Here is an 18,946-nt window from a genome sequence, read left to right on the forward strand (position 1 = left end):
CGGTCCCGGCCGGGGCAACCGGCGCGACGGGCGGAATCGGTGCAGGGTCACGAAAGGCGACGTTAACCCTGTTTCGCGACTGTGCGCCGCTCGACGAGGTGTTTGATGACCCAGCTGAAGGATTTTACGGCGCCGCCGAGACCAGCGCTCGAGGGGCTGATGGGCGATTCGGCTTCGGCCGAAGCGCTCGCGCGTCTGAAGCAGGCCAACGAACGCAAAACTCGCGGGACGGTGACCCTGTCGTCGAAGGCGCAGGCCAGACAGCGCAAGATGCTGGGCCTGCTGAAGACCGGCCTGCAGTCCCTGGCCGCACTGGATTACGTCGCCGCCTCCGAGACGCTCCTGAAGGCCCTCGAACTGGATGAGCACAACGTCCTGGCGTGGCACATGCTGGCCATCGCGCTCGAAAAACAGGGCGAACTCACCAAGGCCTTCACCGCCTATGAAGCCGCCGTTCGACTGGCTCCCGACGACGTCGCGGTGGCCAACGACATCGGCCGCCTGGCGCACCGGCTCGGTCAGTACGAGATCGCCGAGAAGCTGCTGCAACGCTTCCTGGCGACCAACCCAGGCAACGAAGAAGCGACCAACAACCTGGCCTGCGTCCTGCGCGACCAGAGCCGGTATGGCGAAGCCATCACCGTGCTGCGCGACGCGCTCGGCATCTATCCCGAACGTCCCGTTCTGTGGAACACCCTGGGCACCGTCCTGAGCGAGAGCGGTGACACGGCCGGGTCGATGGTGTTCTACGACGAGGCGCTTCGGCTGGATCCGGGCTTCTACAAGGCGCGCTACAACCGCGCCAACTGCCTGGTCTCTCTCGGTGAACCCCAGAGGGCCATCGAGGATATGGACATCGCCGTCCAGGGCCTGACCGATCCCAACGAGGTCGCCACCATCGGCATGGCCAAGGCGCTGACCCAACTGCTCGTCGGTGACTTGGCCGGTGGCTTCGAGACCTACGAAGCGCGCTTCGATCCGGCGCTGGAAGGCTCGGTTCGATTCACGGCCTACGGCAAACGCTGGGCGCCGGAAGACGACCTAAACGGCAAGACCCTGCTGATCTACGGCGAACAGGGGCTGGGTGACGAGGTCCTGTTCGCCAATGTCGTGAACGATACGCTGGAGGCCCTCGGCGCCGATGGCCGTCTGCTGATCGCCGTCGAGCAGAGACTGGTGACGCTGTTCCAGCGAAGCTTCCCCCGCGCGGAGGTCTTCGCGCACCGGAGCGTCAGCCACATGGGCGTCTTCTACCGCACCGTCGATCTGCGCGAGCCCCAGCCGCCGGTCGACCTGTGGACCCCGCTGGCCAGCCTCTTCCGCCGCTTCCGCACCACCCTCGCCGCCTTCCCCCGCGATCGTGGCTTCCTCGTGCCCGATCCGCAGCGCGTCGCCCATTGGCGCGAGGTGCTCGAGGACGCTGGACCGGGCCCCTATGTCGGCGTGCTCTGGAAGAGCATGAAGATGACCGGCGGACGCCATCGCCACTATTCGCCCCTGGCGCTGTGGAACCCCGTTTTCGAAACGCCGGGCGTCCGCTTCGTGAACCTCCAGTACGCCAACGCCGAAGAAGACCTGGCTGCGGCCAAGGCGCAGGGCTTCGATATCTGGACCCCGCCGGGTATCGACCTGAAGCAGGACCTCGATGATCTGGCCGCGCTCTGTTCCGCGCTGGACGCGGTCATGGGGCCTTCGACCGCGACGACGAACCTCGCGGCCGCAGTGGGCGCGCGTGTCTGGCTCAGCGCCGGTCCAGGCTCGTGGACCGGGTTCGGCACCGATCAACAGCCCAGCTATCCGTCCGTCCGCGTCTTCCATGCCCAGCATTTCGATCAATGGGAGCCGGTCATCCAGCAGATGGCCGACGTCCTGCAGGAGGAACTCGGGCCGGAGAGCCAAGGCGCGAGGATCGCGGTCTGATGCGACGGACGCGGAGACGCTGACGATGGGTTCCGAACCCTTGATCCCCTACGGTCGCCAATGGATCGACGCGGACGATGAGCGTGCCGTCCTATTGACCTTGCGATCCGATTTTCTGACCCAGGGCCCCGCGACAGGCCGGTTCGAGACCGAGCTGGCGGCCTATGTCGGCGCCCGGTTCGCGGTCGCCGTCAGCAACGCCACGGCTGGCCTGCATCTGACCATGGCGGCTCTGGATCTCGGCCCCGGCGAGGGGATCACCTCTCCGATCACGTTCGTCGCGACGGCCAACGCCATGGCCTATGTGGGATTGACGCCGGTGTTCGCCGATATAGACGCCGAGACCCTGAACCTGTCGCCCGTAGCCACGCGGGCGGCGATGACGGAACGGACGCGCGTCATCGCGCCGGTGCATTTCGCCGGCTGGCCCGCCGACGTGGCCGCTTTCCGAGAACTGGCCGAAGAGACCGGGGCCCGCGTCGTCGAGGACGCCGCCCACGCGATCGGCACCGAACATGCGGACGGCAAGGTGGGCGACTGCCGACACTCCGACGCGACCGTGTTTTCGTTTCATCCCGTCAAGACGATGACGACCGGCGAAGGCGGCGCCGTCACGACCAACGACCCGGACCTGTACGAACGCCTCATGATGCTGCGGTCCCACGGCATCACCCGCGATCCCGCGCGCCTGTCCGACAGCCCCGGCCACTGGTGGTACGAACAGCAGATGCTGGGTTTCAACTATCGAATGACCGAGATCCAGGCGGCCCTGGGCTCGAGCCAGTTGAAGAAGCTGGACCGCTTCATCGATCGCCGGCTTGCGATCATCGATCGCTATCAGGCCGCGTTCGCGGGGCTGGACTGGCTTCGTCCGCCGCTCCCTCGCGATACAAGCCGCATCGGCTATCACCTGTTCGTCGTCCAGATCGACTTCGAGCGCATCGGCCTGTCCCGGCCCGAGGCGATGGCCGCCCTGGCCGCCCAGGGTGTGGGCTCTCAGGTGCATTACATCCCCGTCCCGCGACAGCCCTGGTACCGCCAGACCTACGGCGAGCCGGCCCCCTTCCCCGCCGCCGATCGCTACTATGATAGGGCGCTCAGCCTGCCCCTGTTCTCCGCCATGACGGACGAAGAGGTGGAACGCGTCATCTCTGCGGTCCACAGTCTGGCGCGCGAGGGAGCGGCGTGAAGTCGCTGGCCGTCATTCCCGCGCGCGGCGGCTCCAAACGGCTGCCGGGCAAGAACATCCGTGACTTCTGCGGAAAGCCCATGCTGGCCTGGTCGGTCGAGGCGGCGCTCGAAAGCGGACTGTTCGACACGGTGATGGTGTCGACCGACAGCGAGGAGATCGCCGAGGTGGCGCGTGCGGCGGGGGCGAACGTCCCCTTCCTGCGCAGCGCGAAAACCGCCGACGACCATGCGATCATCCTCGACGTGACAGCCGAAGTGCTCGAGCGCTACGAGGCGGCCGGCCAGCGGTTCGATCGCCTGTGTTGCATCCTGGCGACCGCGCCCCTGCTCCGCGCCTCGACGCTGAAGCATGCTGCCGATCTGATGGACGCCGAGGGCTTCGACACCGTCTTTCCCGTTGTCGCCTTCGGCTATCCGATCCAGCGCGCCCTGCGGCGCGACGCGTCAGGCCGGACGGAGATGCGACAGCCGGAACATTACGCCAGCCGGTCTCAGGACCTGGAGCCCGCCTATCACGACGCGGCTCAGTTCTTCTGGATGACGCGCGAGGTCTGCGTGACCAGACAGCCGGTCTTCGCCGGGCATGCGGGCAGTTTCGTGATCGACGCCATGGAGGCCCAGGATATCGACACCCTGAGCGACTGGCGACTGGCCGAACTGAAGATGCTGGCCCGATCGGCTCAGTAGGCCGCCTGGGCGTTGAAGGCTCGCGTTTCCTCGACGGTCAGGAAGTGGGGGTTGGTCGCGGAATCGTACTGGAAACCGGGCGTGACACGCTCGCCGATCTCGCCCAGCCGGTTATGCCCGAAGTCCGCGTCGCCGTTGTGGAAGCGAATCGTGGGCGCGATCACATAGTGGTCGTCGAACACATAGGTCAGGTGCGAGTCGTCGGTCGGGCACATGATTTCATGCAGCTTCTCGCCCGGCCGCACGCCGACGACATGGGTGGGCATTCCCGGGGCCAAGGCCTCAGCCAGGTCGGTGATGCGGACGGATGGGATCTTCGGGATGAAGATTTCGCCGCCGTGCATCCGCTGGAAATTGGTCAGGACGAACTCCACGCCCTGGCGCAGTGAAATCCAGAACCGGGTCATGCGCGGGTCGGTGATCGGCAGGGACTCCACGCCCTCGGCGATCAGTTTTTCGAAAAGCGGCAGGACCGACCCCCGCGATCCGACCACGTTGCCGTAGCGCACCACCGAGAAGCGGGTGCGGTGACTGCCCGACATGTTGTTAGCGGCGACGAACAGCTTGTCCGACACCAGCTTGGTCGCCCCGTAGAGGTTGATCGGACTGGCCGCCTTGTCCGTCGACAGGGCGATCACGCGCTCGACGTCGTTGGCCAGGGCCGCCGCGATGACATTCTCCGCGCCGTTGATGTTGGTGCGGATACATTCGGTCGGATTGTATTCGGAGGCCGGGACCTGTTTCATCGCCGCCGCGTGGATGATGAAATCGACGCCCCGCGTGGCCTGGATCAGCCGCTCCTTGTCACGCACGTCGCCGAGGAAGAAGCGCATGCGCGGGTCCGAAAACTCGTGCTGCATCTCGAACTGCTTCAGCTCGTCGCGCGAATAGACGATCACCCGCTTGGGGTTGTAGCGCTCAAGGATTGTGCGGACGTACATGCGCCCGAACGACCCAGAACCGCCGGTGATTAGAACCGATTTGTCGTCGAACATGGCGGTCTCGGATGCCTCAAGCTGGTGCTGCGAAAATCGGCATCCCTGACGCAAGGCTCTGTGACTGCCTATCGATCCGGCGCTCTCACCGCACGCGATCCGAGAACGGGGTGATTCAACAGTGCTGTCAATCGGACGCCCCGAACCTGGACCGACGCCCGCCCCGGACGGTCCGAACGAGAAAAGGCCGCGCGGTCGCCCGCACGGCCAGTTTGCCTCAGGGAGGAGGTCCGTCCCGGCGGGGCGCCGGGACGGTCGAGGTTGGGATCAGTAGCGGTAGTTCAGGCCGATCAGGAACGTCCGGCCATAGGTCTGATAGTCGATGACCTGACGCTCATCGCCGTTCTGGAAGGTCTGGAAGGGCTCGTCCGTCAGGTTGTTGACTTGGAACAGGACCGAGGCGCCTTCCAGCGGGCCCGACTGGAACTCGTAGCCGAGCTGGGCGTCGACGACGTTCTCGGCCGCGACGGTGCGCAGGGTGCGGCCGTTGCCGAAGCCTGCGACTTCACCGAGGAAGTCGGAACGGTAGCGGTTCGAAACCCGCGCCTGGAAGCCGTTCGCCTCGTAATAGAGGGTCAGGTTGGCGACAGTTTCAGACAGACCCGGAAGCGGGGTGGCGGCATTTCCGTCAGGCTTGATCTCCGACGAGGTCTGCGAGACCGAAGCCTGCATGCCGAAGCCTTCCAGCGCCGGGTGGAGGATCGAGAACGGCGCCGACAGGGCGAACTCGACGCCGGAGATATAGCCACCCTCTCCGTTGTCAGGCGCGGACACCACGCCTTGATTGATCACCGGCGTAACGCCGCCCGACGGATAGCCGGTGAAGTCGAAGATCTGATTGCTGGAAAAAACGAAGCTTTCCAGATCCTTGTAGAAGCCGGCGATGGAGAAATAGCCCTGACGGTCGGCGAAGTATTTCTCGAACGAGACGTCATAGACGTTGGCGATGGTCGGACGCAGTTCCGGATTGCCGCCCGAGCCGCTCCACGGCGAGTTCACGTCGGGACGCGCGGCCGGGGTGTTGAAGGTCACGTTGAACCCGAAGTTCCGCGAGGCGCGCATGTCGTCCATGCGCGACCGGGCCAGGGTGCGAGCCACGGCGAAGCGCAGGTACATGTCCTCCTGCAGCTGCAGGATGAAGTTCGCGGCGGGCAGGAACTCCTGGTATTCAGCGCCGCCGGTGACGGCGGTCGAAACGGTGGTCGCGCCCGTGCCGGAGGCGGCAAAGCCGTTCGAGCTCTGGTCGGTGGCGACGTACTGCAGGCCAAGGTTGCCGGTCAGCGGGAGCGAGCCCAGCATATGGTCGATGTTCAGCTGGACGTAGCCGATATCCACCTTCTCGGTGACTTCCCAGTTGCCTGAGCGGACGTCCGCGTTCGGGTTCCGGACCCGGTTGTAGAAGCCCGAGTTCACCAGTCCCAGAGCGTCGTAGCTGATGACCGGACCCAGACCCAGATAGGTCAGTTGGGTCGAGGGCAGAAGGAAGGCCGTCGGCACGACGGCCGAGGCCCCGTTTGGAACGCCCAGGAAGAACTGGTCGTTGACGAAGCTCTTCTCGCGCTCGGAAATATTCACGCCGAACTTGATCGAAGAGAAGGGACCGCCGTCGCTGATCTCGTGACGGGCTTCGAGGCGCAGGGCCTTCAACTCGTCCTCGACCGTGGGGGTGTTCAGATAGCCGTCCTGGCCGCCGGGGATGATGTCCCCGCCCCAGCCTTGCGGGCTGGTCAGTCGGATCAGGTTCGGATCGGCATAGTTCAGCGTGTGGGTGAAGACGGCGGAATTGTCCTCCGTCAGACGATAGCCGATGGTGTCCAGGGCGCCCGCGATGTCACGACCGGTGCCGGCATAGGTCTCCAGCACCACATCGTTGCGCTCGACCTTGGAGTAGCTGAGGTCGGCCATGAACGACCAGTCGTCCGTGGCGTCGAACACGGTGTTCCAGCCCAGCGAGGTGATCGTGCTCTCGCGAGTGTTGACGTCGTTGCGGATGACACCCTTCACATTGTCGAACGTCCCGGCGGTGACGAAACCATCGGTGACGGTGGCGCCGGCGCGCAGGGCCGGGCCAGGACGGCAGGTCGCGGTCTGGACCTGGGTCGGGCAGTTGCCGGAGGAACCGCCCCACGCCAGCGGCAGCTCGATCCCGCGAAGGATCTGCGTGTTCTGGAACTCCGAATAGAAGCCGTCGATCGTCGTGTGGAAGCGGTCGTTGGGACGGAACTCGACCGTCCCCATGAAGCCGTCGCGTTCCAGCTCCGACGACATGACGTAGGGCTTGGAGCCGCCCAGCAGGAAGTCGCCGGCCGCAGTCGTCGGATAGCCCCAGCTGTTGTAGCGCTCGGACTGGTACGGGCTCTCGATGTGGGCGTAGCCCAGGGCGATGCCGATCGTGTCGTCGGCGAACTGGTCGATATAGGAGACGCTGTAGCGGACGCCGTTGTCGCTGGTGCCCGAGTTCAGGGCGCCGATGTCGTTCTGCTCGTAGCGGACGTTGGCGGCGATGGCGCGACGGCCATAGGCCAGCGGACGGATGGTCTGCAGGTCGACCGTGCCGGCCAGGCCCTGACCGATCAGCTGGGCGTCCGGGGTCTTGTAGATGGTCACGCCGCTCAGCAGTTCCGACGGATACTGGTCGAACTCGACACCGCGGTTGTCGCCGGTGGTGACCTGCTCGCGGCCGTTCAACAGGGCGGTGGTGAAGTCGGGACCGAGGCCCCGGATGGAGATCAACTGACCACGACCGTCCAGGCGCTGGACGGTCAGGCCCGGCAGGCGGGCGAGGGATTCGGCGATGGAGACGTCGGGCAGCTTGCCTATGTCCTCGGCCGTGATGACCTCGACGATGGAGGTGTTGCGCGCCTTGGCGGCGATCGAGGATGCGATCGAGCCGCGAATGCCGGTGACGATGATCTCTTCGACCTGGGTCGAATCGTCGTCCTGCGGCGTGGTCTGGGCCTGAGCGACCCCGGCGAAAGCCAAGAGGCTGAGAACGCCCGCAGCGCCTCCGGCCATCAGACGCGCACGCGTGTTGAAGCGGTTGATCATCGTCATCCTCCCTGCGGTCGTCTCGCGATTCTTGTGAAGCGATGCGGACCAGTTGCGCAAAAATATGCAAACTCTGCGCGATGTTGCAAGCCTGTAATGCAGCCGGCTGAATTGAGACCAGGCACAAATCCAGCCGGCAAGCCCGATATTGCGGTGCAACATGCCCACAGGTGCGACGATCTGGCGTTGCCGTTGCCGCATTGACAGGGGACGGCAGGCCTGCAAAATCTTGCAAAGAGGACTGCCGGGCTTTGCATTCGGCGGCATCAAGGAGGAACGAAGCGATGACCCCATCATCCCGTCGCGGACTCGGCCGGGCCCGCAGCATGGCCCTGGGCGTCGTCGCCGCCCTGCTTTCGAGCACCGCGGTCGCCCAGATCGCCGCGCCGCAGGCAGAGTATCGCGCGCGCCTGCCGCAGGATGAGGTGATCTATTTCCTGTTGCCCGACCGGTTCGACAACGGTGACGCCGCCAACGACACAGGGGATATTCCCGGCGGTCGTCTTGACCACGGCTTCGACCCCGCCCACGAGGGCTTCTATCACGGCGGCGATCTGGCCGGGATCGAGCGGCGTCTGGACTATATCCAGGGGCTGGGCGCGACCGCGATCTGGATGGCCCCCATCTTCAAGAACAAGGCGGTGCAGGGCGAACCGGGGCGTGAGTTCGCCGGATCGCACGGCTACTGGATCACCGACTTCACCCGCGTCGATCCCCACTTCGGCGACGAGGCGGCCATGCGCGCCCTGGTCGAGGCGGCCCATGCGCGCGGCATGAAGGTCTATATGGACATCGTCGCCAACCACACGGCCGACGTGATCCGATACCGGGAGTGCCCGGCCAACGACTGCGCCTACCGCAGCCGTGCGGACTATCCCTACACCCGGCGCGGCGGCGTGGATGGCGAGGCCATCAACGACGGTTTCACCGGCTGGAATTTCGATCGGCTGACGCGTGACGACTACGCCTACACGCCCTACGTCCCGGCGGGCGAGGAGACGGTCAAGGTTCCGGCCTGGCTGAACGACCCGGCCTTCTATCACAACCGGGGCGACACGACCTTCCGTGGCGAGAGCTCGCTCGACGGCGACTTCGCCGGGCTCGACGACCTGATGACCGAACACCCGCGCGTGGTCGAAGGGATGATCGAGATCTATGGCGACTGGATCGATCGCTATCAGGTCGACGGCTTCCGCATCGATACGGCCCGGCATGTGAACCCGGAGTTCTGGCGGGCCTTCGTCCCCGCCATGCTGGCGCGCGCCGAGGCCAACGGCATCCCCAACTTCCACATCTTCGGCGAGGTCTATGACGTCGATCCGGCGGTGACGGCGCGCTTCACTCGCGTCGACGGCTATCCGGCGGTGCTGGACTTCGGCTTCCAGTACACGGTGACCGACATCGTCGCCCGCGACGTCCCGCCCGACCGCTTGGCCAAGGTTTTCGCGTCGGACGCCCTCTACGAAGGCGGCGAGGTCGGGGCGATGGGCCTGCCGACCTTCCTCGGCAACCACGACATGGGCCGGATCGGCGGCTTCATCACCAAGGCCAAGCCCGACATCTCCGACGCCGAACTGCTGTCGCGCCAGACCCTGGCCCACGCGATGATGATGTTCAGTCGCGGCGCCCCGACCATCTACTACGGCGATGAGCAGGGCTTCACCGGCGACGGCGGATACGGCGGCGCGCGACAGGACATGTTCGAGACCAGGGTCGCCTCCTATCGCGACGACCGCATCGTCGGCGGGGCGCAGCAACCCTTCTCGACCGAAGCACCGCTGTACCGCGCCATCGCCGATATGGCCCGCATCAGACAGGCCGACGTCCGGCTGCGGCGGGGGCTTCAGACCGTGCGCTTCGCGGCCGAGGAACCGGGCCTGTTCGCAGTCTCGCGCCGGATCCCGGACGCAGCCGGAGAGACCCTGATCGTCTACAACACCTCGACGACTCCCATCACCGCCAACATCGAGGTGGACGCCGCCTCCGCCGACTGGTCCTCTTCGCACGGTGCCTGCCCCGAGGCGGCGACCGCCCCCGCCAGCGTCCGGGTCACCGTGCCTGCGCTCGATTACGTAATCTGTTCTTCCGAAGGTGTGCGTTGACCGCTGAACCCCTGAGCCAAGACCTGCACCCCCTCGCCTCGGGCGGCGTCGCGCCTGCGCGGGAATGGTGGCGCGGCGCCGTCATCTATCAGGTCTATCCGCGCAGCTTCGCCGACACCAACGCAGACGGCGTCGGCGACCTGCGGGGGATCACCGCACACCTGGAGCACATCGCGTCCCTGGGCGTCGACGGCATCTGGCTTTCGCCCTTCTTTACCTCGCCGATGAAGGACTTCGGCTACGACGTCTCGGACTATGTCGGCATCGATCCGATCTTCGGCACGATGGCGGACTTCGACCGGCTGGTAGAGAAGGCCCGTGCGCTGGGTCTCAAGATCATCATCGACCAGGTCTATTCCCACACCTCCGACGAACACGCCTGGTTCCAGGAGAGCCGTCAGGACCAGACCAATCCCAAGGCCGACTGGTACGTCTGGGCCGATGCCAAACCGGAAGGCTCGCCGCCCTCGAACTGGATGTCCGTCTTCGGCGGTCCGGCCTGGACCTGGGATGCGCGCCGGCACCAGTACTACATGCACAACTTCCTCAAGGAGCAGCCGCAGCTGAACGTGAGGAACCCGCAGGTGCAGGAGGCGCTGCTGGCCGTCGCCCGCTTCTGGCTGGACCGGGGCGTGGACGGCTTCCGCTGCGACGCGCTGAACTTCTCGATGCACGACCCGGCCCTGACCGACAATCCGCCGGTCCTGACGCCCGGCAAGCGGACTCGCCCGTTCGACTTCCAGCACCACGATCACAACCAGTCGCACCCCGACATCCTGAAGTTCCTGACCCGCCTGCGCGGAACCACCGACGCCTATCCGGGCGATCGCTTCCTGGTCGCCGAGGTCGGGGGCGAGAAGGCCAACGAGGAGATGCACCTCTACACCGAGGGCGCCGATCGCCTGCATTCGGCCTACGGCTTCCTCTATCTCTACGCCGACAAGCTGACGACGGATCTGGTCGATCGCGGACCCGCCATGTGGCCGGGCACCGAGGGCGAGGGTTGGCCGTCTTGGACCTTCTCCAACCATGATGCGCCGCGCGCGGTGTCGCGCTGGGCCGAGGGGCGCGACCCCAAGGCCTTCGCCGAGATGGCGCTGCTGCTGCTCATGTGCCTGCGCGGAAACGTCTTCATCTATCAGGGCGAAGAGCTGGGCCTGCCCCAGGCCGATGTGCCGTTCGAGCGGCTGGTCGATCCCGAAGCCATCGCCAACTGGCCCGACACCCTCGGCCGCGACGGCGCCCGCACCCCCATGCCGTGGAAGACCGACAACGGGTTCGCCGGATTCTCCGAGCACGAGCCCTGGTTGCCGGTCGATCCGCGCCACCGCGCTCTGGCCGCCGATGCGCAGGAACGCGACCCGAACTCGACCCTGCACCTGGCCCGTCGCCTGATCGCCCTGCGCCACAGCCACCCGGCCCTGCGCATCGGCTCGATGACCATGCTGGAGCGGACCGGAGACCTTCTGCTGTTCCGCCGCGAGGGCGATGGCGAGACCCTGCTCTGCGCCTTCAACCTGGGGCACGATTCCGTCGCCTGGACGCCGCCCGCCGGCTGGTCCGTGGTCGAGGCGGTGAACCAGACGGACGCCTTCTCCGGCTCGCTGGTGCCGATGGCGGGACTGATCCTGTCCGGGCCGACCGGATGAGGTCAGCCGCCGCAGGTCTCGCGCACGATCAGGTCGGTGGGGATGCGCTCGGAGCGCCCGCCACCCTCTCCGGCGTGGTCCAGCAGTTTGGAGACCATCAGCCGGCCGGCCTTCATCGTGTCCTGGGCGATGGTCGACAGGGCCGGTCGCGAGTAGCGACTGAACGGCACATTGTCGAAGCCGATGACCGAGACATCCTCGGGCACCCGCCTGCCCGCATGCAGCAACGCCCGCACGGCGCCAAGGGCGATCAGGTCGGACGCCGCGACGATGCCGTCGAAATCCAGCCCGCGCCGGATCATGGAATCGACCGAGGCTTCCGCGCTCTCGACCTCGAAATGGGCCGGCACGATCAGGTCGGGATCGACGCCCAGACCCGCCGCCTCGATGGCCTCCTGATAGCCGCGCTGACGCTGCATGGCCTCGGGCGGATCGAGGTCGCCGAGGAAGACGATGCGCCTGCGCCCCAGCCGCGCCAGATGGGCCGTCGCCCGTCGCCCGCCGTTGATGTTGTCCGACCCGATCGAGCAGTAGTTCTGGTCCGGCAATTCGGCGCCCCAGACCACGAACCGGCCGTCCGTCTCCGCCATCCGGTTGAACGCCGAGTGCAGGGTGGATTGACCCAGGAAGATCACGCCGTCCGCGCGGCTTGTCGTCATGGCGGCGTTCAGGTCGTCGATGTTCGCGGGCGAAACGTGGCTCATGACCAGATCGCAGCCGCGCTCGCGCGCCGCCTCCCCCACCCCGGCCAGAAGTTCCAGGAAGAAGGGATCGCTCAGTCGCCCTTCCCGTCCCTGCGGTCGCGGGGTCACCAGGGCGATGGTGCCGGACGCGCCGATGGGACCGGCGGGCATATAGCGGCGGAACGGATAGTCATGCTCCTTCGCCAGCTTCCAGATCGTCTGCTTGGTGCGGGCGTTGACCGCAGGACTGTCGTTCAGCGCCCGCGAGGCGGTCGAGATCGACACCCCGGCAAGGGCCGCGAGGTCTTCCAGACGGGTCGATCGCTTGCTCAAGCGACCGCCCCCAACACTGCAAATTTTGCTGCAAACCACGTCATTGCGTCATCTGCACATCGTGCACGGCGCTTGGCAAGAGCTTCGATCTAGAAGCCGAAAAGGAGTGAAGCCGATGCGTATTCCGTTGCTCGTTCTGGCGCTGGGTGCCCTGTGTTCGCCGGCTCTGGCCCAGAACGCGGCGCCCGCGCCTATCACCGTCTCCTCGCCCAACGGGGCCCTGACCGTGGCCGTCACCACCGACGGCGACGGCCGTCCCAGCTACAGCGTCAGCCGCCTCGGCCGCCCGGTTGTGGATGCCTCGCGTCTCGGCTTCATCCTGACCGATGCGCCCAAGCTGGAGCGCGGCCTGGCTGCCACCGCACAGCCCGCCACCGATCACGACGACACCTGGGAGCAGCCCTGGGGCGAGCGCCGGTTCATCCGCAACCACTACCGCGAACTTCGCGTCCATCTGCGCGAGACGACCGCCCTGGCGCGGGTCTTCGACGTCGTCTTCCGCGTCTATGACGACGGCCTCGGCTTCCGTTACGAGTTCCCGCAGCAGGACGCGCTTCAGACCGTCCGCATCGGCTCGGAGCTGACCGAGTTCAACATCGCCGAGGACGGCGAGGCCTGGTGGATCCCCTCGCACGAGTGGAACCGCGAGGAATATCTGTATCATCGCACCTCGATCGAAGAGGCGTCCAACACCCAGACGCCGATGACGATGCGACTGGACTCGGGCCTCCATGTCTCGATCCACGAGGCGGCCCTGATCGACTATGCGGGCATGAACCTGCGCCGCGCCGAGGGCCGTCGCTTCGTCGCCGACCTGACGCCCGGCTTCACCAATGCGGCGGTCGAGCGCGAGGGGCCGTTCAACACCCCCTGGCGCACGCTGCAGATCACCGACACCGCCGGCGGCCTGGTCGAATCCGCCCTGATCCTGAACCTCAACGAGCCGAACGCCATCGGCGACGTCAGCTGGTTCAAGCCGATGAAATACGTCGGCATCTGGTGGGACATGCACCTGGAGACGCGCAGCTGGAACTCCGGTCCCAAGCACGGCGCCACCACCGACTACGCCAAACGCTTCATGGATTTCGCAGCCGAGAACGGCTTTGGCGGGGTGCTTGTCGAGGGCTGGAATGTCGGCTGGGACGGCCAGTGGTTCGGCAACGGCTCGGACTTCTCCTTCACCCAGGCCTACCCCGATTTCGACATCGAGGCGGTGACCGCCTACGGCCGTGAGCGCGGCGTCGAGCTGATCGGCCACCACGAGACCGGCGGCAACGCCTTCCATTACGAACAGCAGATGCAGGACGCCTTCGCCCTGAACCAGCGTCTGGGCATGCATTCGGTGAAGACCGGCTACGTCGCCGACGCCGGCGGCGCCCAGGTCGCCGGACCGGACGGCCGATCGACCTTCACCTGGCATGAAAGTCAGGCCATGAGCCGCCACCATCTGGCCGTCGTCCAGGCCGCGGCAGCGCATCAGGTCGCCATCAACGCCCACGAACCTTTCAAGGACACGGGGCTGCGCCGCACCTATCCCAACATGATCTCCCGCGAAGGCGCGCGGGGCATGGAGTTCAGCGCCTGGGGCCAGCCGGGCAATCCGCCCGAGCACGAGGTCAACCTGGTCTTCACCCGGCTGCTGGCCGGACCGATGGACTTCACGCCAGGCATCTTCGGCATGAACACGCGTTCGCCAGACGGCGTCGCCACGACCTGGGCCAAGCAGCTGGCGCTATACGTGACCATCTACAGCCCGATCCAGATGGCCGCCGATCTGCTGGAGAACTACGAGGCCAATCCCGGCCCGTTCCAGTTCATTAAGGACGTCGCCGTCGACTGGGACGACACCCGTGTCCTGAACGGCGAGGTCGGCGACTTCGTCACCATCGCGCGCAAGGAACGCGGCAGCCGCGAGTGGTTCCTGGGCTCCATCACCGACGAGAATCCGCGCGTCCTATCGGCGTCGCTGAGCTTCCTGGAGCCCGGCGTCCGCTATCGCGCCGAGATCTACCGCGACGGCCCGAACGCCGATTGGCGCGACGGAAACGGCCGCAGCCGCACCGACATCGTCATCGAGCAGCGCGAGGTCACCTCGGCCGAGACCCTGACCCTGCAACTCGCCCCCGGCGGCGGTCAGGCGATCCGCTTCGTGCCGCTCGGACGCGGCCGGTGAGCGCCGCTCTGATCCTTCTCCCCTTGCGGGAGAAGGTACCCGGAGGGCGGATGAGGGGTCACGCCGACCTGTCCGTTTGGCTTCGACACGCTTTCCGTCATCGCCCGCGTGCCCCCTCATCCGTCAGGCTTCGCCTGCCACCTTCTCCCTCGAGGGGAGAAGGGCAATGAGTTCGCCCCTCCTGACGATCCGCCCGCGGCTGAACCCGCTGGCGATCATGAACATGTGCGTCGGCTTCTTCGGTATCCAGATCGGCTTCGGCCTGCAGAACGCCAACACCAGCCGGATCTTCCAGACCCTGGGCGCCGAGGTCGACAGCCTCGCCATCCTGTGGATCGCCGCACCGCTGACGGGTCTGCTGGTTCAGCCAATCATCGGCCATTTCAGCGACCGCACCTGGACGCCGCTGGGGCGTCGCCGACCCTATTTCCTGGCGGGCGCGGTGCTGACGTCCCTGGCCCTGATCGCCATGCCGAACAGCCCGACCCTGTGGTTCGCGGCCGCCATGCTGTGGATCATGGACGCCTCGATCAACATCACCATGGAGCCGTTCCGCGCCTTCGTCGGCGACCTGTTGCCGGATGAGCAACGCACCGCCGGCTACGCGATGCAGAGCTTCTTCATCGGCACGGGGGCGGTGTTCGCCTCCTGCCTGCCCTGGATCCTGTCCAGCCTCGGCGTCTCCTCGGTTGCACCCGAGGGCGTCACGCCCGACAGCGTTCGCTGGGCCTATTATATCGGCGCCGCCTGCCTGTTCTCGGCCGTGCTCTGGACCGTGATTTCGACCCGGGAATACAGTCCCGAGCAGGTCGCAGCCTTCGACGCCGCGCGCCCCCTGCCCGGCCATTCCGCCGGCGAGGAGGCCCCAGCACGGTCGGCGAAATCCTACATACTCGGCGGCATGATCTGGGCTGTCGTCGGGGCGGCCGCGATCATCGGCGTGGCCGTCAGCGGGCTCGAGAAGGAGCTCTACATCGCCGCCGGCGGCATCACCGCCTTCGGCCTGCTCCAGATCGCCGTCGGCGCCCTTCACGCGGCCAAGGCCGCCAACGGCATGACCGAGATCGTCGACGACATCTTCCGCATGCCGGAGGCCATGCGCGGTCTGGCCGTGGTCCAGTTCTTCAGCTGGTTCGCCCTGTTCGCCATGTGGATCTACACCACCGCCGCCGTCACCGCCGTCCATTACGGCGCGACCGACACGACCTCGGCGGCCTACAACGCGGGCGCCGACTGGGTCGGGGTCCTGTTCGGCGTCTACAACGGCGTCGCGGCTCTGGCGGCCTTCGCCATTCCGGTACTGGCGAAGAAGACCGGCCGTCCGGGAGCCCATGCGATCAATCTGGTGCTCGGCGGGTTCGGCCTGATCGGCATCTTCCTGATCCGCGATCCGGGCCTGTTGTGGCTGCCGATGATAGGGGTCGGGTTCGCCTGGGCGTCGATCCTGTCGATGCCCTACGCCATCCTGTCGGGCGCGGTGCCGGGGCGCAAGATGGGCGTCTACATGGGCATCTTCAACATCTTCATCGTCGTACCGCAGCTGGTCGCCGCGACCATCCTCGGCCTGATCCTCAAGCACCTGTTCGCAGGCGAGGCCGTCTGGGCGCTCGTGATCGGCGGGGTCTCCTTCTTCATCGCCGCGATCTGCGCCCTGTTCGTCAAGGAGCCGAGATCCAGCCCTTCTTCCCTTCTTCCGCCCGCGTGAGAGTGATCCCGATGTCCAGACTGATCCCGGCCCTGCTGCTCGGCGTCGCCCTGAGCCCCCTGGCCGCCTGCGCCACCATGAGCCAGCCCGCGCCGTCGGAACCCGCCTTCGTTCCAACCCTCAGCGATACGCCCGCTCCCGGCGCACCCGGCGCGGCCCCCACCTGGGTCAGCGCGGTCAAACAGGGTGTCGGTTCGTCCTACGAGGCCTATGTCGACGGCCAGTATCGTGACGGCGGCCCGACCGGCGCCGTCTCGCGCGTCTGGTTCTCGATCGCCGACGGCATCCTGACCGAGACCATGTACGGCCTGATCCATGAGGCCCAGATCAAGCAGATGCGCTTCGCCGTGATGACCGAGACCGGTCTCTCCGTCGAAGGGACCGACACCACCTCGCGCATCGAATACGCCCATACCGACGAGGCCGGCAGGCCGCTGGCCCCCTCCTACCGGATCGTCATGCGCGACAGGCAGGATCGCTATGAGATCACCAAGACCATCTACACCGACCCCGACAGCCAGACGCTGATCGTCCGCGCCGAGGTCCGCGCGCTGAAGGGCAGCATCACCCCCTACGCACTGCTGGAACCGCACATGGCCAACACCGGCGTCGGCGACAAAGGGTCGGTCGGTACGCTGGACGCGCCGCGCTACGACGATGCGACCGGTCCCTATGGGGTGCTGCGCGCGTCGGAGGGCAACGTCCATCTGGCGGCCGTGACCTATGAGCCGTTCACGGCCGCCAGCGTCGGCTTCGTCGGCACGTCAGATGGCCTGACCGACCTCGCAGACGGCCGGATGGACCACGCCTGGCGCAGTACGGGCGATGCGACCGGCAACATCATGCTGACCGGCGCCCTGCCCACGATCGCGGAGGGAGAAGCCGGCTTCCACACCTTCGCCATCGGCTTCGGCGCGAGCGAACAGGCGGCGTCGGATGCGGCTATCGCCAGCTATCGCACCGGCTTCGACAACGTCCTGGCCAACTATAACGGTCAGGGCGACGCCGTGGGTTGGGAAGACTGGCTGGCCACGCTCACCGAACTGCCCCGCCTCGCACAACAGTCCACCGACGAGGGCAAGCTCGCCTACGCCTCGGCGCTGATGCTGAAGGTGCAGGAAGACCGGACCCACGCCGGCGCCCTGATCGCCTCTCTGTCCAATCCGTGGGGGGATACGGTCGACGCCACCCAGTCCTCGACCGGCTACAAGGCCGTCTGGCCGCGCGACTTCTATCAGGTGGCCATGGCCCTGATGGCCCTGGGCGACACCGAAACCCCCGCCGCCGCCTTCCGCTACCTGCCCCAGGTCCAGGTGACGGCCCGGACGCCCGGCAATACCGGAGCGACGGGCTGGTTCCTGCAGAAGACCCATGTCGACGGCCAGATCGAATGGGTCGGGGTCCAGCTGGACCAGACCGCCATGCCGATCATGCTGGGCTGGAAGCTGTGGAAGGCGAGCGAGGTCTCCGACGCGGAGATCGCCGAGATGTACCGCCGGATGATCAAGCCGGCCGCCGACTTCCTGGTCACCGGCGGAACGATCGCGCTGGACTGGAACGACCGCACCGTCACCCCGCCCTGGTCGCAGCAGGAGCGCTGGGAGGAGCAGGAAGGCTATTCCCCCTCGACCACCGCCGCCGTGATCACCGGCCTGACGGTCGCGTCAGAGATCGCGCGCGCGTCCGGCGACGCCGCCTCGGCGGACCGCTACCAAGCGACCGCCGACGACTATGCCTCGAAGGTCGAAGCGCGGATGTTCACCACGGAAGGGACGCTGGGCGACGGCGACTATTTTCTGCGCCTGAGCCGCAACGAGGATCCCAACGACCGGCTGCCTCTGGGCGAGAACAACGGCCAGCCCGCCCTGCCGGAAGACCAGATCATCGACGGCGGCTTCCTGGAACTGGTGCGCTACGGCGTGCGCGCGGCCGATGCGCCCTCGATCCTGGCCACCCTGCCCGAATACGACGACCAGCGGCGCGAGGACCGGCTGCGCGTCCGCTACGACCTGAACGGCGTCCCCGGCTGGCGGCGCTACGGCAACGACGGCTACGGCGAGAACACCCAGACTGCGGGCAACTACGGCGTCGGCGGCAACACGCCCGGCCAGCGCGGCCGGGTCTGGCCCATCTTCACCGGAGAGCGCGGTCACTACGAATTGGCCCGCCTGCTGGAAGACGGCACGCCGGATCCCGCCGCGATCGACCGCATCCGCCGGACCTATGTGCGCGGCATGGAGCGGTTCGCGAACCAGGGGCTGATGCTGTCAGAACAGGTCTGGGACGGCGTCGGCGCGACACCGGGCGGCTATCAGATCGGCGCAGGCACCGACTCGGCGACCCCCCTGGCCTGGAGCCATGCCGAATATATCAAGCTGCTGCGATCGCTGGCGGATCGTCGTGTCTGGGACCGCTATGCCCCGGTCGAGGAGCGCTACGGCCGATGACGCGGCACGCGAT

The 18,946-nt window shown here is 66.6% G+C and carries 11 protein-coding genes; 8 read left to right on the forward strand and 3 right to left on the reverse strand.

Annotation, left to right across the window (positions count from 1 at the left end; all coding sequences use genetic code 11):
- Nucleotides 1-105 precede the first annotated feature (105 nt).
- The 3 genes from ACW171_RS07045 to pseF are packed head-to-tail and all read left to right on the forward strand — an operon-like array spanning nucleotide 106 to nucleotide 3,798.
- Nucleotides 106-1,920, forward strand: a complete 1,815-nt coding sequence (locus tag ACW171_RS07045; protein WP_492096366.1) for a tetratricopeptide repeat protein — start codon at nucleotides 106-108, stop codon at nucleotides 1,918-1,920.
- A 25-nt stretch (nucleotides 1,921-1,945) separates the two neighbouring features.
- A complete protein-coding gene (gene pseC, locus ACW171_RS07050; protein ID WP_492096367.1) occupies nucleotides 1,946-3,109 on the forward strand; it encodes a UDP-4-amino-4,6-dideoxy-N-acetyl-beta-L-altrosamine transaminase in 1,164 nt (387 codons plus the stop codon).
- Nucleotides 3,106-3,798, forward strand: a complete 693-nt coding sequence (pseF, locus tag ACW171_RS07055) for a pseudaminic acid cytidylyltransferase (RefSeq protein ID WP_492096368.1) — start codon at nucleotides 3,106-3,108, stop codon at nucleotides 3,796-3,798. Before pseC ends, pseF begins: the two co-directional genes overlap by 4 nt.
- On the opposite strand, the gene pseB is transcribed toward pseF, so the two are convergent.
- Together pseB and ACW171_RS07065 are read right to left on the reverse strand one after the other, a co-directional pair.
- A complete protein-coding gene (pseB, locus tag ACW171_RS07060; RefSeq protein ID WP_492096369.1) occupies nucleotides 3,792-4,793 on the reverse strand; it encodes a UDP-N-acetylglucosamine 4,6-dehydratase (inverting) in 1,002 nt (333 codons plus the stop codon). The genes pseF and pseB overlap by 7 nt on opposite strands.
- A gap of 267 nt (nucleotides 4,794-5,060) precedes the next feature.
- Nucleotides 5,061-7,841, reverse strand: a complete 2,781-nt coding sequence (locus tag ACW171_RS07065) for a TonB-dependent receptor (protein ID WP_492096370.1) — start codon at nucleotides 7,839-7,841, stop codon at nucleotides 5,061-5,063.
- Between the two features lie 284 nt (nucleotides 7,842-8,125).
- On the opposite strand from ACW171_RS07065, the gene ACW171_RS07070 reads away from it, so the two are divergent.
- Complete coding sequence (locus ACW171_RS07070; RefSeq protein ID WP_492096371.1) at nucleotides 8,126-9,943, forward strand: alpha-amylase family glycosyl hydrolase; 1,818 nt, start codon at nucleotides 8,126-8,128, stop codon at nucleotides 9,941-9,943.
- A gap of 11 nt (nucleotides 9,944-9,954) precedes the next feature.
- Nucleotides 9,955-11,592: an alpha-amylase family glycosyl hydrolase gene (locus ACW171_RS07075; protein WP_492096600.1), complete on the forward strand. Its 1,638-nt coding sequence runs from the start codon at nucleotides 9,955-9,957 to the stop codon at nucleotides 11,590-11,592.
- 2 nt (nucleotides 11,593-11,594) lie between these two features.
- Here the strand turns inward: ACW171_RS07075 and ACW171_RS07080 are convergent, their stop codons facing one another.
- Nucleotides 11,595-12,647, reverse strand: coding sequence for a LacI family DNA-binding transcriptional regulator (locus ACW171_RS07080; protein ID WP_492096372.1), 1,053 nt, complete (start codon nucleotides 12,645-12,647; stop codon nucleotides 11,595-11,597).
- A gap of 76 nt (nucleotides 12,648-12,723) precedes the next feature.
- Between ACW171_RS07080 and ACW171_RS07085 the strand changes: the two genes are divergently transcribed.
- From ACW171_RS07085 to ACW171_RS07095, 3 genes are all read left to right on the forward strand, one after another.
- On the forward strand, nucleotides 12,724-14,781 hold the full coding sequence (locus tag ACW171_RS07085; RefSeq protein ID WP_492096373.1) for a glycoside hydrolase family 97 protein: 2,058 nt from the start codon (nucleotides 12,724-12,726) through the stop codon (nucleotides 14,779-14,781).
- Nucleotides 14,782-14,947: 166 nt separating this feature from the next.
- Complete coding sequence (locus ACW171_RS07090; RefSeq protein ID WP_492096374.1) at nucleotides 14,948-16,486, forward strand: MFS transporter; 1,539 nt, start codon at nucleotides 14,948-14,950, stop codon at nucleotides 16,484-16,486.
- An 11-nt stretch (nucleotides 16,487-16,497) separates the two neighbouring features.
- The gene (locus ACW171_RS07095; RefSeq protein ID WP_492096375.1) at nucleotides 16,498-18,933 is read left to right on the forward strand and encodes a glucan 1,4-alpha-glucosidase; all 2,436 of its coding nucleotides are present in this window, start codon (nucleotides 16,498-16,500) and stop codon (nucleotides 18,931-18,933) included.
- Nucleotides 18,934-18,946 lie beyond the last annotated feature (13 nt).

The sequence above is a fragment of the Brevundimonas sp. FV1ye28 genome, from assembly GCF_058681135.1.

What these genes read in the sequence shown, in the direction of transcription:
- ACW171_RS07045 (WP_492096366.1), top strand. Translation starts at nt 106, where the DNA reads ATGACCCAGCTGAAGGATTTTACGGCGCCGCCGAGACCAGCGCTCGAG.
- pseC (WP_492096367.1), top strand. Translation starts at nt 1,946, where the DNA reads ATGGGTTCCGAACCCTTGATCCCCTACGGTCGCCAATGGATCGACGCG.
- pseB (WP_492096369.1), bottom strand. Translation starts at nt 4,793, where the DNA reads ATGTTCGACGACAAATCGGTTCTAATCACCGGCGGTTCTGGGTCGTTC.
- ACW171_RS07065 (WP_492096370.1), bottom strand. Translation starts at nt 7,841, where the DNA reads ATGATCAACCGCTTCAACACGCGTGCGCGTCTGATGGCCGGAGGCGCT.
- ACW171_RS07070 (WP_492096371.1), top strand. Translation starts at nt 8,126, where the DNA reads ATGACCCCATCATCCCGTCGCGGACTCGGCCGGGCCCGCAGCATGGCC.
- ACW171_RS07085 (WP_492096373.1), top strand. Translation starts at nt 12,724, where the DNA reads ATGCGTATTCCGTTGCTCGTTCTGGCGCTGGGTGCCCTGTGTTCGCCG.
- ACW171_RS07090 (WP_492096374.1), top strand. Translation starts at nt 14,948, where the DNA reads ATGAGTTCGCCCCTCCTGACGATCCGCCCGCGGCTGAACCCGCTGGCG.
- ACW171_RS07095 (WP_492096375.1), top strand. Translation starts at nt 16,498, where the DNA reads ATGTCCAGACTGATCCCGGCCCTGCTGCTCGGCGTCGCCCTGAGCCCC.